The sequence below is a fragment of the Streptomyces spiralis genome, assembly GCF_014654675.1.
GTDB classification, from domain to species: Bacteria; Actinomycetota; Actinomycetes; order Streptomycetales; family Streptomycetaceae; genus Streptomyces; species Streptomyces spiralis.
The window spans coordinates 65284-78152 of the sequence record NZ_BNBC01000007.1; the positions used below are offsets into that span (position 1 = coordinate 65284).

A 12869-nucleotide genomic window follows, 5' to 3' on the forward strand; every position below is an offset into this window, starting at 1 on the left:
CCGGACGGGGCTCAGACGAGGGTGGGGGCCGGGCTCAGGTACTGGTTGGCGGGCCGCGGCAGGCCGTAGCGCCCCCGCAGGGTCCGGCGGGGGCCGTAGGCGGTGCGGAACAGGCCGCGGAAGCGCAGGATCGGGACGACCTGGTCGACGAAGGTCTCCAGACCGGAGGGCAGCACCGCGGGCATGATGTTGAAACCGTCGGCCGCGCCCTGGGTGAACCATGTCTCGATGACGTCCGCCACCTGCTCGGGCGTCCCGGCGAAGGTCAGGTGCCCGCGCCCGCCGCCCAGCCGCCCGATCAGCCGCCGCACGGTCAGCCGCTCGCGCCGGGCCAGCTCCACCACGAGCGTGTAGCGGCTCTTGGCGCCCTCGATCGCGGACTCGGGCGGCAGGTCGGCGGGCAGCTCGCGGTCCAGGTCCAGGGTGCCGGGCTCCAGGTGCAGCAGGTTCTCCAGCCGGGCCACGCCGTGCTCGTGGACGATGTGGTCCTCCAGGGCCTGCTCCGCCGCCCGCGCCTCGGCCTCGGTGGAGCCGATCACCGGGACGATGCCGGGCAGCACCTTGATGTGGTCGGGATTCCTTCCCGCGCGCTCCGCGCGGGCCTTGAGGTCGGTGTAGAAGGACCGGGCGTCGGCGAGCGTCTGCTGGGCGGTGAACACCGCCTCCGCGTACCGGGCGGCGAAGGCCTTGCCGTCCTCCGAGGAGCCCGCCTGCACGAGCAGCGGGTATCCCTGGGGCGAGCGGGGCACGTTGAGCGCCCCCGCCACGCTGAAGTACGTCCCCTGGTGCCGCGCGGGGTGGATCTTGGCGTCGTCGCCCCACACGCCGGCCGCCTTGTCGGCGACGATCGCGTCGTCCTCCCAGCTGTCCCAGAGCTTCAGCGCCACGTCCAGGAACTCGGCGGCGCGGGCGTACCGCTCGGCGTGCGCGGGCTCGGCGTCCAGGCCGAAGTTGCGGGCGGCCTCCGCGCCGGCCGTGGTGACGATGTTCCAGCCCGCCCGGCCGCCGCTGATGATGTCCAGCGAGGCGAACTTGCGGGCCAGGTTGTAGGGGGAGTTGTAGGAGGTGGAGGCGGTGGCGATCAGGCCTATGTGCTCGGTGGCCGTCGCCAGCGCGGTGAGCAGGGTGAGCGGTTCCAGGGCGCCGGCGGGCCGCTGGGCGAGGTTGCTCCACAGCTGCGGGCCGTCGGCCAGGAACAGGGAGTCGAAGGTGCCGCGTTCCGCGATCCGCGCCAGCTTCACGTAGTGCGCGAGGTCGACGTGCGCGTACGGGTCGCTCTCCGGCAGCCGCCACGACGCCTCGTGGTGGCCGGTGTTCATCAGGAACGCGTTGAGGTGCAGCGTGCGGGTCATGCGAGGTCCTCCGTGACGCCCAGCGCGGCGAGCAGCCGCTCCCGGTACTCGCCGAGCAGCGGGTCCCGGTGGGAGCGCGGGTGCGGGCGGTCGATGGTCAGGTCGAGGCCGATACGGCCGTTGTCGAGGACGAGGACTCGGTCGGCGAGCACGATCGCCTCGTCCACGTCGTGGGTGACGAGCAGCACGGACGGGCGGTGGTGCTGCCACAGCCGGCGCAGCAGTCCGTGCATCCTGATGCGGGTGAGCGCGTCCAGGGCCCCGAACGGCTCGTCGGCCAGCAGCAGCTCGGGCTCGCGGACGAGGGAGCGGGCGAGCGCGGCGCGCTGGGCCTCGCCGCCGGACAGCTCGCTCGGCCAGGCCCGCTCGCGGCCCTTCAGACCGACCTCGGCGAGAGCGGCGCGGCCACGATCCGCGGCGTCCTTGCCGTTCGTGCCGAGGAGCACGTTGTCCAGCACCCGACGCCAGGGCAGCAGCCGGGAGTCCTGGAAGACCACCGACACCCGCTGCGGGGCGCTCAGCTCGCCGCTGCCCGCCACCTTGTGGTCCAGGCCCGCGATGGCCCGCAGCAGGGTGCTCTTGCCGGAGCCGCTGTGCCCGAGCAGGGCCGTGAACTGGCCGGCCGGCAGATCGAGGTCGATGCCGTCGAGGACCGTACGGCCCTCGAACGACCGGGTCAGGCCGCGCAGGGATACCGCGGGCCGGGTCAGCTGCTCAGTGTGCGGCGCCACGACAGCACCCTCCGTTCGACGAGACGGACCACGCTGTCGGAGATCAGGCCGAAGACGCCGTAGATCAGCAGGCCGACGAGGATGACGTCCGTCTGGCCGTAGTTCTGCGCCTGGAACATCATGTAGCCGAGGCCGCTGGTGGCGTTGATCTGCTCCAGCACCACCAGGCCCAGCCAGGACCCGGTCACGCCGAGCCGGAGGCCGACGAAGAAGCCGGGCAGCGCGCCGGGGACGACGATCTGCCGGATGAAGGCCCACCGGGACAGGCCCTGGACCTCGGCCAGTTCGACGAACCGGCTGTCGATGCCGGACAGCGCGGCATGCGTGTTCAGATAGATCGGGATGTAGACGACGATCGCGATGATCGCGATCTTGAAGGTCTCGCCGATGCCCAGCCAGAGGATGAACAGCGGGATCAGACCGAGGGTCGGGATCGCCCGGTTGAGGTTCACGGTCCCGTCGATCAGCGCCTCGCCGGTCCGGCTGAGCCCGGAGGCGAGCGCCAGCAGCACACCGCCGACCAGCCCGAGGGAGAAACCGTACGCGGCCCGCCGCAGCGAGGTCGCCACATCGGTGGGCAGGGTGCCGTCGGTCCACAGGTGACCGGCGGTGCGCAGCACCGTCCAGGGGGCCGGGATCGCGCCGGGGTCGAGCTGTCCGGCGGCGGAGGCGGCGGCCCACAGGGCGAGCAGGAGGACGGGACCGGTCAGGCGGGCGGCGGGCAGGCGCCTGCCGGGGGTGAGCGCGCGGCGCGCCCGGCGGGCGCGCGGGGCGTCCTGGGCGGCAGCCGGGGCGGCGCCCGCGGTGGAGGTCGTGGTCGTGGTGGTCGTCGTCACGGCGCTCACCTCCGGTACTCGGCCGGTACGGACTTCGCGGCGATGGACTCGAAGCGCCGGTCGAAGAGCGAGCGGACGTCGAACTTCTTCACGAAGCCGCCGTCGGCGAGCAGGTCCGCGGTCTCCTGCTCCCACCGGATCGCCTCGTCCCAGCTCGGCGGGAACAGCGGCTTGTTGGCGAGCTTCGTGATGGACTCGGCCTGGGCGAGGGTCAGGTTCTGCGTCTTGACGTAGAACTCCCGGTTCCAGACGTCCGGGTGCTCCCACTGCCACACCTGGCCCTTGGCCCACTGCGGGATGTACGCGGCGACGGCGGCCGCCTTCGCCCGGTCGGCCAGCACGGAGGCCGGCGCCCACAGCAGGTTGAGCAGGTCGACGACATCGGTGGGAATGGTGCGGGCGCCCTTCGAGCCGTACTGCTTCAGATACGCCGGCGCCTGGCTGTTGCCGAGCGGGGCCACGTCCACCTGGCCGGACTGGAGGGCGGTGAGGAACTGGTTGCTGGTCAGCGGGACGAGTTTCACGTCGTCGTACTGCAGGCCCGCCTCCTTGAGCGCCCGCAGCAGCACGACACCCTGCGCCTGCCCCTGCGAGAAGGCGAGTTTCTTCCCCTTGAAGTCGGCCGTCGTACGGATGTCGCTGCCCGGCTTGGTGGCGAAGAGGTAATTGGGTTTGCGGGTCAGGCCGATGGCCACGATCCTCGCGTCGAAGCCTTGGTAGTGCGCCTGGATCGGCGGAATGCCCGCGTTGGTGGAGACGTCCAGGGACTTGGCGCGGAAGGCGTTGATGACATCGGGGCCCGCGCCTATGTTCAGCCAACTCGACACGGTGAACGGCAGCTTGGGAAATCCTGCCAGCCTGGCCTGCAACTGCTGGACGTCCTGGTAGGAGGCGATCTTCAGGCTCGTACCAGGAGGCACCTTGTCGGCGAGCGGGGCGGACAGGTCGGCGGACGACTTGGAGGCGGCCGCGCTCGAACCGGCGCAGCCGCTCAGCCCCGCGGCCGCGGCGGCGGCACCGAGCAGGGAGGAGAGGAACAGACGCCGGTCTACACCGGACGCTGGTGCGGAAGGCATGGGAGAACTCCGTGGGTTCACAGGGCAGAAGGAGGCCTACGGGCCGCGGAAGACACGTGGACGTGGACCGAAGAAGACATGCGGAATTCCGGGCAGCGGACTCCGGGGGAAAGCTTCCGGGAAATCAAGTGCGGTGACGGGAATTCACGCAGGGGGAGAACAGCCGGAGAAGGGCGCTCCGGGGCGCTTCAACGGGTCAGCAACAAAGAGTGCGACAGCTCGTGAGCGGGTTCATGGGAAAGATGCTCCCGGTTGCCCGCAACCCCTGTCAACGTTCGAAGTTTTTCAAATTCATGAAGCCCGGACGCTCATGAAGCCCGGACGGCACGTCCACCGTCCCCGGACCGGGCACGCCCGTCGTTCCCGGACCGAGCACACCCGCCGTCAGGGGTTCTCCGCACCCTGGCGGCAGCGGGCCCTTTGGTGAGTCCCTACAGAAGCGGCCGACGCGCTCCCCGTCGCCCACACCACTCCACCTCAGTGACCGGCGTCACGCCACCCCCCGTGCAACCGGCACGCTTTGTCCGGAGCCCACCAAGTGCACGATCAAGCCTTTGTCGAGCGCTGACGGTGATCGGCGCGAGGGCGCCGGTATAGCGTCGCGGTGTTCCCACCTGCCCACACACCCGCGGAGTCCCCATGAGCACCGCCACCGCCACCGCTCGCCCCGGCGCAGTCCTCGCCGATCTGCTGCCCGCCTCGCGCGTCCGCGACGCCGCCCTCGTGGTCGGGGGTGCCGCGCTCACCGGCCTCGCGGCCCAGCTGTCGGTCCCGATTCCCCACTCCCCGGTGCCGGTGACCGGCCAGACCTTCGCCGCCCTGCTCGTCGGCACCGCGCTCGGCGCCCGCCGCGGCTTCCTCTCCCTCGCCCTGTACGCGCTCGCCGGTGTGGCCGGCGTGCCGTGGTTCGCGGACGGCGCCTCCGGCTCGGGCGCCGTCTCCTTCGGCTATGTCCTCGGCATGCTGCTCGCCTCGGCGGTCGTGGGCGCCCTGGCCCGCCGCGGCGCCGACCGCTCCCCGCTGCGCATGGCGGGCACCATGATCCTCGGCGAGGCGGTCATCTACGCCGTCGGCGTGCCCTACCTGGCCCTGGCGGCCCAGCTCTCCGCGTCCCAGGCGATCGCGGCCGGCCTCACCCCGTTCCTGATCGGCGACGCCCTGAAGGCCGCCCTGGCGATGGGCGCGATGCCGGCCGCCTGGAAGCTCGCGGACAAGCGCTGACGCCGTAGCCGTCCACCGGCGACGCACATACAAAGAGAGGAGGGAGCCCTCGGGGCTCCCTCCTCTCTCTTCTCTCTGCGTACGGACTGCGTCAGCCGACGGAGACCTTCTCGGTCTCGCCCTGCTCCGTGACCGCCGTCCGGTGGCCGCCGCCGAGCTTCTGCTTGACCACGGCGATGGCCAGCACGACCGCCGCGACCAGCAGCGACAGCAGCACGGTCTCGCGGCCGTCGTGCTTGGTGTCGGTGAGCATGTAGCCGAGGACGAAGACGATCAGTCCGGCCGCCGCCCAGGTCAGGTACGGGTACAGCCACATCTTCACGACCAGCTTCTCCGGCGCCTCACGCTGGATGATCTTCCGCATCCGCAGCTGGGAGAAGCAGATCACCAGCCAGACGAACAGGGCGACCGCGCCGGAGGAGTTGACGAGGAAGAGGAAGACGGTGTCCGGGAACTTGTAGTTGAAGAACACGGCCAGGAAGCCGAAGAGGACGGAGACGGTGATCGCCGTCCGCGGCACGCCCCGGCTCGTGGTCCGGGCGAAGGCCTTCGGCGCGTCCCCGCGCTGGCCGAGCGAGAAGGCCATGCGGGAGGCGGTGTACAGGCCGGAGTTCAGGCAGGACAGCACCGAGGTCAGCACGATGAAGTTCATGATCTCACCGGCGTGCGCGATGCCCAGGGAGTCCAGGGCGGCGACGTAGGAGCCCTTCTCGGCGATCGACTTGTCGTCCCAGGGGATCAGGGAGACGACGACCAGGATCGAGCCGAGGTAGAAGACGGCGATACGCCAGATGATGCTGTTGGTCGCCTTGGTCACGGCGCGCTGCGGGTCCTCGGACTCGCCCGCGGCCAGGGTGGCGATCTCGCTGCCCATGAAGGAGAAGACGACGAGCAGCACACCGGTGAGGATGGAGCCGGGGCCGTGCGGCAGGAAGCCGCCGTGTCCGGTGAGGTTGCCGAAGGAGGCCTGGTCGGCGTGGACGCCGGGCAGGACACCGAAGACGGCCAGCAGACCGATGACGATGAACGCGGCGATCGCGACGACCTTGATCCCGGCGAACCAGAACTCGAACTCGCCGTAGGAGCCGACGGAGACCAGGTTGGTGGCCGTCAGTACCACCATGACGATCAGGGCCCAGCCCCACTGGGGCACGGCCGGGATCCAGCCGGACAGGATCGCGGCACCGGCTGTGGACTCCACGGCCAGCACGACGACCCAGAAGAACCAGTAGAGCCAGCCGATGGAGAACCCGGCCCAGCTGCCGAGCGCCCGGTCGGCGTGCGCGGAGAACGAGCCGGAGGTCGGGTTGGCGGCGGACATCTCGCCGAGCATGCGCATCACGAGGACGACGAGCGTGCCGACGAGGGCGTAAGAGAGGAGGATGCCGGGTCCGGCGGTGGCGATGCCGGAGCTGGAGCCCACGAAGAGGCCGGCGCCGATGACGCCGCCGATCGCGATCATCGTGAGATGACGGTTTTTGAGTCCAGCCTGAAGTCCGGAACCAGGGGTCATGGGACGGAATTCCTTTGCGCCGGTTGAGCGGTGTGCCCGTACGAGGGGGTGCCGTTATGGGGGCCGTGTACGAGCCGGTCCAGTGAATCCGAGGTGACCGAATTCGGGAACCTTTGAATCCGGATTGTTACTTGAGGTTCCTCTGAGGTTCTATGGTGCGCCTCACATTTTCCGTCCCGACACCCGGGGCTGCTGCCCAGGATGCTCCGTGTCACACTCGTCCCATGCGCGTGTATCTCGGCTCGGACCATGCGGGCTTCGAACTCAAGAACCACCTCGTCGAGTGGCTCAAGGCGGCGGGACACGAGCCCGTCGACTGCGGGCCGCACATCTACGACGCCCAGGACGACTACCCGCCCTTCTGCCTGCGCGCCGCCGAGCGCACGGCCGGTGACCCGGACTCCCTCGGCATCGTGATCGGTGGCTCCGGCAACGGCGAGCAGATCGCCGCGAACAAGGTAAAGGGCGTTCGCGCGGCCCTCGCCTGGAGCGAGGAGACCGCCTCCCTCGGCCGCCAGCACAACAACGCGAACGTCGTCGCGGTGGGTGCGCGCATGCACTCGGTGGAGGAGGCGACCAAGTTCGTCGAGACCTTCCTCAACACCCCCTTCTCCGGTGACGAACGCCACATCCGTCGCATCGACATGCTCACGGCCTACGAGACGACGGGCGACCTCCCGCCCATCCCGGCGCACCACCCGCAGCAGTAGTAGTAGCGGCGCAGGTAAAGGGGGCAGGGGCTGAGCCCTGCCCCCGGGACCCGAGAGCCCGGGCGGAGCCCGGTGGGGGCCGGAACGGAGCCCGGTGGGGTCTGGGGCGGAGCCCGGTGGGGTCTGGGGCGGAGCCCCAGGGGGCGCCCTCTCAGCTACCGAGACGGGTCGGCGGGTGGGGAACGGGGTCCGGGGCGGAGCCCCAGGACGGCGACTTCACGGCGCACCGTGTGACAGGGTCCCGGGGCGGAGCCCCGGGCGCGGCAGGAAAGGACACCACACCGTGCCAGAGGGGCACACGATCCACCGCCTCGCACAGGACTACGCCGCGCGCCTCTCCGGCACGCCCACCCGCGTCACCAGCCCCCAGGGCAAGTTCTCCGACGCCGCCGAACTCCTCGACGGCGCGGAACTCACCCGTACCGAGGCCCACGGCAAGCACCTCTTCCTCGGCTTCCGCGACAGCGACTGGGTCCACATCCACCTCGGCCTCTTCGGCAAGGTCACCTTCGGCGACGCCCCCGCCCCGCCCCCCACGGACACCGTCCGCCTCCGCCTCGCGAACCCCACCTCGTACGTCGATCTGCGCGGTCCCACGACCTGCGCCCTGATCACCGACGCCGAGAAGGCGGCGATACACGACCGCCTGGGCCCCGACCCGCTCCGCCCCGACGCCGAGCCGGCCACCGCCTACGCCCGCGTCCGCCGCAGCCGTACGACGATCGCCGCGCTGCTGATGGACCAGAAGGTCATCGCCGGCGTCGGCAACGTCTACCGCGCCGAGGTCCTCTTCCGGCACCGCATCGACCCGTACCGTCCGGGCAGGGACATCACCCCCGCCGAGTGGGAGGCGATCTGGGCCGACCTGGTCGACCTGATGCGCGAGGGCGTCCGCAACAACCGCATCGACACCGTCCGCCCCGAGCACACGCCCGAGGCGATGGGCCGCCCTCCGCGCGTCGACGACCACGGCGGCGAGGTCTACGTCTACCGCCGGGCGACCCTGCCCTGCCACATCTGCGGCACCGAGGTCCGCACCGCCGGCCTGGCCGCCCGCAACCTCTTCTGGTGCCCCGCCTGCCAGCAGAACTGACGAAACCGGCACAAAGGACGCGGCGAAATCGCCGCAAGGAACCCGGCGAAACCGGTAGAGCCCCCAAACGGGCGCCCTAGAACCCATGCGGCAGCCAGGGCGCCACCGCGACCCCGAACCCCACCGCCGCCTCCGCCAGCGCCCCCGCCCGCAGCTCACGGACCCGCCCGGCCGCCGCCAGCGCCGTCAGCGACACGCCACCGAGGTAGGCCGCCCCCAGCTCCCGTACCGAAAGCTCCAGGTCGGCCGCGTCGGAGGTCCGCTCGCAGGACGCGCCCTTCGCGTCCCCGCTGAGCCGCCACCGCCCGGTGTTCCACGGACAGAACGCGTCCTCGACCTCGAACACCACGTCCACCGGCACCTGGTACGTCCGCGCGGCCAGCGCCGCCCCGACGTCGACCGTCCGTAGGTACAGCGCGTCCCGCCGCCGCGGCCGGCACCGCCGGATGTCGGACACCAGGTACTGCCACGCGTCGTCGACCGGACGCCCGCGCACGGTCAGCGTCGTCGTCAGGTCGATGCCGAACAGGAAGCGCCACAACGCCGCGTCGGTCGCCGGATCGAGCGCGGCCAGATCCTCCAGCCGCACCGTGCCGTCGTGTCCGCCGACGTCCCAGCCGAGCTTGGTGCGGAACCGGACGTACCCCGTGACCTCGCCGTCCCGTTCGGCCACCACGCACTGCAGCGGCGACGCCCCGTCCCGTTCGCTCTCCGGGTCGAGCAGTCCCGCCCGCTCCCAGCCGGGCCGCCGGGCCAGCATCCCGGGCCGGCCGGGCACCAGCGCGGCGTACACCGCCTCGCACGCGTCGAGCACGTCGGCGGGCGCCGCGTACCGCAGCCGTACGTCGTCCGTGCCGGCCGGGACCGACAGCCCGGCCCGGCTCGTGTCGATCTCGGCGTCGAGCTGGAAGGTCGCCGCGCCGTACCCGAACCGTCCGTAGATCGCGGGCTCGGACGCGGTCAGCACCGCCAGCGGCTCCCCCCAGGAGCGCACGTCGTCCAGCTGCCGCCGCATCATCGACGTCAGCACCCCGCGCCGCCGGTGCGTCGCGGCCACACTGACCATCGTGATCCCGGCCGCCGGCACCAGGGCCCCGCCGGGCACCGTCATCCGGAAGCTGAACGCCCCCGCCGTCCCGACGCACGTCCGGCCGTCCCAGACACCCAGCGAGCGGTCGTACTCGGTGAGCGAGCGGTCCAGTTCCCGCTCCTCCGGCGTGCCCGGCCCGCCGCCGAAGGCACGGACGAGGTTGTCGTACCACGCGTCCCACTCGTCCCGCCGCAGCACCCTCAGCTCGGTCGCAAGGTCAGTCGCCATGCGCCATGCCTACCAGGGCGATGCGGGACGGGCGAGGGAATTTTCCGCCGGTGACGGCCGGGCCGGCCCGGCGTGAAGTTGCGTGTGACCTCGCGCCTCGGACGGGGGATAAGTCGGACCTCCCGTGCCAAGCGGCGGGTCCGGTGGATAGGGTCCCGGACTAATGGCAGCACGACGAGAGCGGCGCGCGGAAGCCGAGACGTACACGGCCCGGTTGAAAATGCAGTGGCACCGGGTCCGTGTCGGCGTGCGCAGAGCCGCCGTCGACTACTTCCGCGGGGACGGCTCGGACTGGATCGCGCTCGGCGGTCTGCTGCTGACCATCCCGCTGATCGCCGCGCTCACGCTCGTCGACTCGGTGTGGTTCTCGCCGGTCGGCCTGGTGCTGCCCATCGTCGCCGGCGGTCTGCTGCTGCGCCCGGCGAGCCTGCTCGGCCTGTACGCGGCCGCCGCCACCGCGCTGATAGTGGAGTCGGTACGGCTCGGCCCGTACACGGAGGGGCCCTCCCGGGTGACCCCGGGCGTGGTGCTGGTGGTCGCCGCCTGCGGCTTCTTCGGACTGCTGATCGCACAGTTCCGCAGCCGGGTCGGCGTGCCCTGGCGGCGCGGCGGCACCATGCTGTTCGACCTGCGCGAACGCATCCGCGTGCAGAGCAAGTTGCCTCAGCTGCCCGGCGGCTGGCACCGCGAGATGGCGCTGCGCCCGGCCGGCGGCCAGTCCTTCTCCGGCGACTTCGTGGTCGCGGCCCGCACCAACGGAGGCCGCACCCTGGAGGTCGTCCTCACCGACGTGTCCGGCAAGGGCATGGACGCCGGCTCGCGGGCGCTGCTGCTGTCCGGGGCGTTCGGCGGCCTGCTGGGCAGCCTGCCCCCGCATGCCTTCCTGCCCGCCGCCAACGGTTATCTGCTGCGCCAGGACTGGGAGGAGGGCTTCGCGACCTCCATCCACCTGGTGCTGGACCTGGACTCCGGCGACTACGAGCTGTACTCCGCGGGCCACCCGCCCGGCCTCCAGCTCAGCGCGGGCAGCGGCCGCTGGGAGGAGAAGGCGGCCGAGGGCCCGCTCCTCGGGGTGTACGACGGCGCCCAGTTCGACTCGGTCAAGGGCTCCCTGCGCCCCGGCGACGTGCTGATGCTGTTCACCGACGGGCTGGTGGAGACCGCCGACCGGGACATCACCGAGGGCATCGACCGCCTCACCGGCGAGGCCGACCGCTATGTCGCCGGCGGCTTCCACGGCGCCGCCTGGCACCTGATCGAGGCGGTGGCCAAGGACGTCAACGACGACCGCGCGCTGCTGCTGATCTGCCGCGAGGGCCCCACGGCCCAGGCGCTCCGCTGAACCCGGCCGGTCACACTGGAGGGGTGACCCACACTCACCCCGAGGCGCAGCCGCCGCTCACCCCGGCCGAGGTCGAGGCGCTCGCCCGCACCGCCCACGCCGGCCAGACCGACAAGGCCGGCCGCCCCTACGCCGAACATCTGCACGCCGTGGCCGAGGGCGTACGGGCCCGCGGCGGCGACGCCGAGCAGATCGCGGCGGCCTGGCTGCACGACTCCGTCGAGGACGACGCGCTCCCGGAGCGGTGGCTGTACGAGGCCGCGCTGAGCCGTCGTACGAAGGACATCGTGCTCGCGCTCACCAAACGGGCGGGGGAGGAGCCGGAGGCGTACGCCCGGCGCATTCTCGCCACGCCCGGCGCGCTGCTGGTGAAGGAGGCGGACCTGGCGCACAACGCCGATCCGGCCCGCCTCGCGGTCCTCGACGAGGCCACCCGCACGCGACTGACCGAGAAGTACGCACGGATGCGCGCACTCCTCGGCCTCACGGGCGGGAAACGTACGGGACAGGACGGGAAAGGCGGCGGAGAAGCGGGCTGGGGAGCGCCCGGGAGCTAGGAGGCCCCGACCCGCTCGGGCCGGGCGCCGGGACTCGCGGGCTGCGAGTGGTCACGAGCCGCCCCCGTCCCTCCCGTCCCCGTTCCTGAGCCGGCGCCCGCCGGCTGCCTGAAGGCCCACTCCATCCTCGGCTCCACGGCGAACCGGAAGACGCGCCGTACGGGCTCGGTGCACAGCAGGGTGACCGCGCCCGCGGCGACGACGGTGACCACGATCGAGCCGAGCGGTCCGTGCAGCGCGGCCATGTCGAACCCGCCCGCGTACAGCACGCCCTTGACCACGAAGCCGTGCAGCAGATAGCCGTACAGCGTGCCCGTGCCGAGCGCCGTGAACCAGGTCCGCCGACCCGGCACCCAGGCGAAGAAGCACGCGGTCAGCAGCACCGCGCCGCCGAACATCACCAGCACCATGACCGGACCGGCCCACCAGGGCGCCCCCAGGTCCTGTGCGGCGCCGTTCCGGTAGACCCACGAGCCGTTCACGCGCGGCACGGTCCACCAGGCACCCGCCAGCGCCACCGCGAACACCGGCACCGACAGGATCCGCACCGCGCGGCGCCGCACCAGGTGGAAGTGCTCCGGCTTCATGCACAGCCCCAGCACGAAGCAGGGCAGGAACTGCAGGACGCGCTGGAAGTCCAGCTCACTGCCGATTCCCGGGGTGAGCGACGCCAGCATGGCGATGCCGAGGGCGAGGGGCAGGGGCCGGCGCACGAGATTCCACACCGGGGCGGTCAGGCGCCACACGAACAGGGCGCACAGGAACCAGGTCAGATACCAGGGGGAGAGAAGGCTGATCTGCTGGTCGTCCGAGTGACCGACGAAGATCCGGAAGAGTGAATAGGCGGTCTCGAAGATGACGTACGGCACGACGACGCCGGTGATCAGCCGCTTCAGCCGGTCCGGGCGCAGGTCGAAATTACGGGAGAAGAAGCCGGAGATGATGATGAACGCCGGCATGTGGAAGGTGTAGACGACGTTGTACGCGGCTTCGAGCGTCCGGCTGTCGCTCTTGACCGTCGCCCAGGTGTGCCCCACGGCCACCAGCACGATCGCCAGGTACTTGGCGTTGTCGAAGAACGGATCGCGCTGTTTGCCGGGTCTTCCGCCGGGGTCACCGG

At 71.4% G+C, this 12869-nt stretch carries 12 protein-coding genes; 5 read left to right on the forward strand and 7 right to left on the reverse strand.

Annotation, left to right across the window (positions count from 1 at the left end; genetic code table 11):
- Positions 1-11: 11 nt before the first annotated feature.
- The 4 genes from IE318_RS10015 to IE318_RS10030 are packed head-to-tail and all read right to left on the reverse strand — an operon-like array spanning position 12 to position 3995.
- A complete protein-coding gene (locus IE318_RS10015; RefSeq protein ID WP_189898775.1) occupies positions 12-1352 on the reverse strand; it encodes an LLM class flavin-dependent oxidoreductase in 1341 nt (446 codons plus the stop codon).
- Positions 1349-2083, reverse strand: coding sequence for an ABC transporter ATP-binding protein (locus IE318_RS10020; RefSeq protein ID WP_189898778.1), 735 nt, complete (start codon positions 2081-2083; stop codon positions 1349-1351). The genes IE318_RS10015 and IE318_RS10020 overlap by 4 nt, the downstream gene beginning before the upstream one ends.
- Positions 2059-2928 carry an ABC transporter permease gene (locus tag IE318_RS10025; RefSeq protein ID WP_189898780.1) on the reverse strand — a complete coding sequence of 290 codons (870 nt, stop codon included), beginning with the start codon at positions 2926-2928 and terminating at the stop codon, positions 2059-2061. The genes IE318_RS10020 and IE318_RS10025 overlap by 25 nt, the downstream gene beginning before the upstream one ends.
- Entirely contained in the window at positions 2925-3995 is a 1071-nt protein-coding gene (locus tag IE318_RS10030; protein WP_189898782.1) for an ABC transporter substrate-binding protein, read from the reverse strand. Before IE318_RS10030 ends, IE318_RS10025 begins: the two co-directional genes overlap by 4 nt.
- 639 nt (positions 3996-4634) lie before the next feature.
- On the opposite strand from IE318_RS10030, the gene IE318_RS10035 reads away from it, so the two are divergent.
- A complete protein-coding gene (locus tag IE318_RS10035) occupies positions 4635-5216 on the forward strand; it encodes a biotin transporter BioY (protein WP_189898784.1) in 582 nt (193 codons plus the stop codon).
- A 91-nt stretch (positions 5217-5307) separates the two neighbouring features.
- On the opposite strand, the gene IE318_RS10040 is transcribed toward IE318_RS10035, so the two are convergent.
- Positions 5308-6729 (reverse strand): amino acid permease, encoded by a 1422-nt coding sequence (locus IE318_RS10040; protein ID WP_030171263.1) that lies wholly within the window; start codon positions 6727-6729, stop codon positions 5308-5310.
- Positions 6730-6953: 224 nt separating this feature from the next.
- On the opposite strand from IE318_RS10040, the gene IE318_RS10045 reads away from it, so the two are divergent.
- Positions 6954-7439 (forward strand): ribose-5-phosphate isomerase, encoded by a 486-nt coding sequence (locus IE318_RS10045; RefSeq protein ID WP_189898786.1) that lies wholly within the window; start codon positions 6954-6956, stop codon positions 7437-7439.
- 283 nt (positions 7440-7722) lie between these two features.
- Positions 7723-8532 carry an Fpg/Nei family DNA glycosylase gene (locus tag IE318_RS10050; protein WP_189898788.1) on the forward strand — a complete coding sequence of 270 codons (810 nt, stop codon included), beginning with the start codon at positions 7723-7725 and terminating at the stop codon, positions 8530-8532.
- Positions 8533-8608: 76 nt separating this feature from the next.
- Here IE318_RS10050 and IE318_RS10055 read toward each other — a convergent pair whose 3' ends face one another.
- On the reverse strand, positions 8609-9850 hold the full coding sequence (locus tag IE318_RS10055; RefSeq protein ID WP_189898790.1) for a GNAT family N-acetyltransferase: 1242 nt from the start codon (positions 9848-9850) through the stop codon (positions 8609-8611).
- Between the two features lie 163 nt (positions 9851-10013).
- Here IE318_RS10055 and IE318_RS10060 point away from each other — a divergent pair, with 163 nt between their 5' ends.
- Both IE318_RS10060 and IE318_RS10065 read left to right on the forward strand, forming a co-directional pair.
- Positions 10014-11192, forward strand: coding sequence for a PP2C family protein-serine/threonine phosphatase (locus IE318_RS10060; RefSeq protein WP_030171272.1), 1179 nt, complete (start codon positions 10014-10016; stop codon positions 11190-11192).
- Positions 11193-11215: 23 nt separating this feature from the next.
- Positions 11216-11749, forward strand: a complete 534-nt coding sequence (locus IE318_RS10065) for an HD domain-containing protein (protein ID WP_189898792.1) — start codon at positions 11216-11218, stop codon at positions 11747-11749.
- Here IE318_RS10065 and IE318_RS10070 read toward each other — a convergent pair.
- Positions 11746-12869 (reverse strand): acyltransferase family protein (locus tag IE318_RS10070; RefSeq protein ID WP_229903422.1); only part of this gene is annotated, 1124 nt, incomplete at its 5' end. The genes IE318_RS10065 and IE318_RS10070 overlap by 4 nt on opposite strands.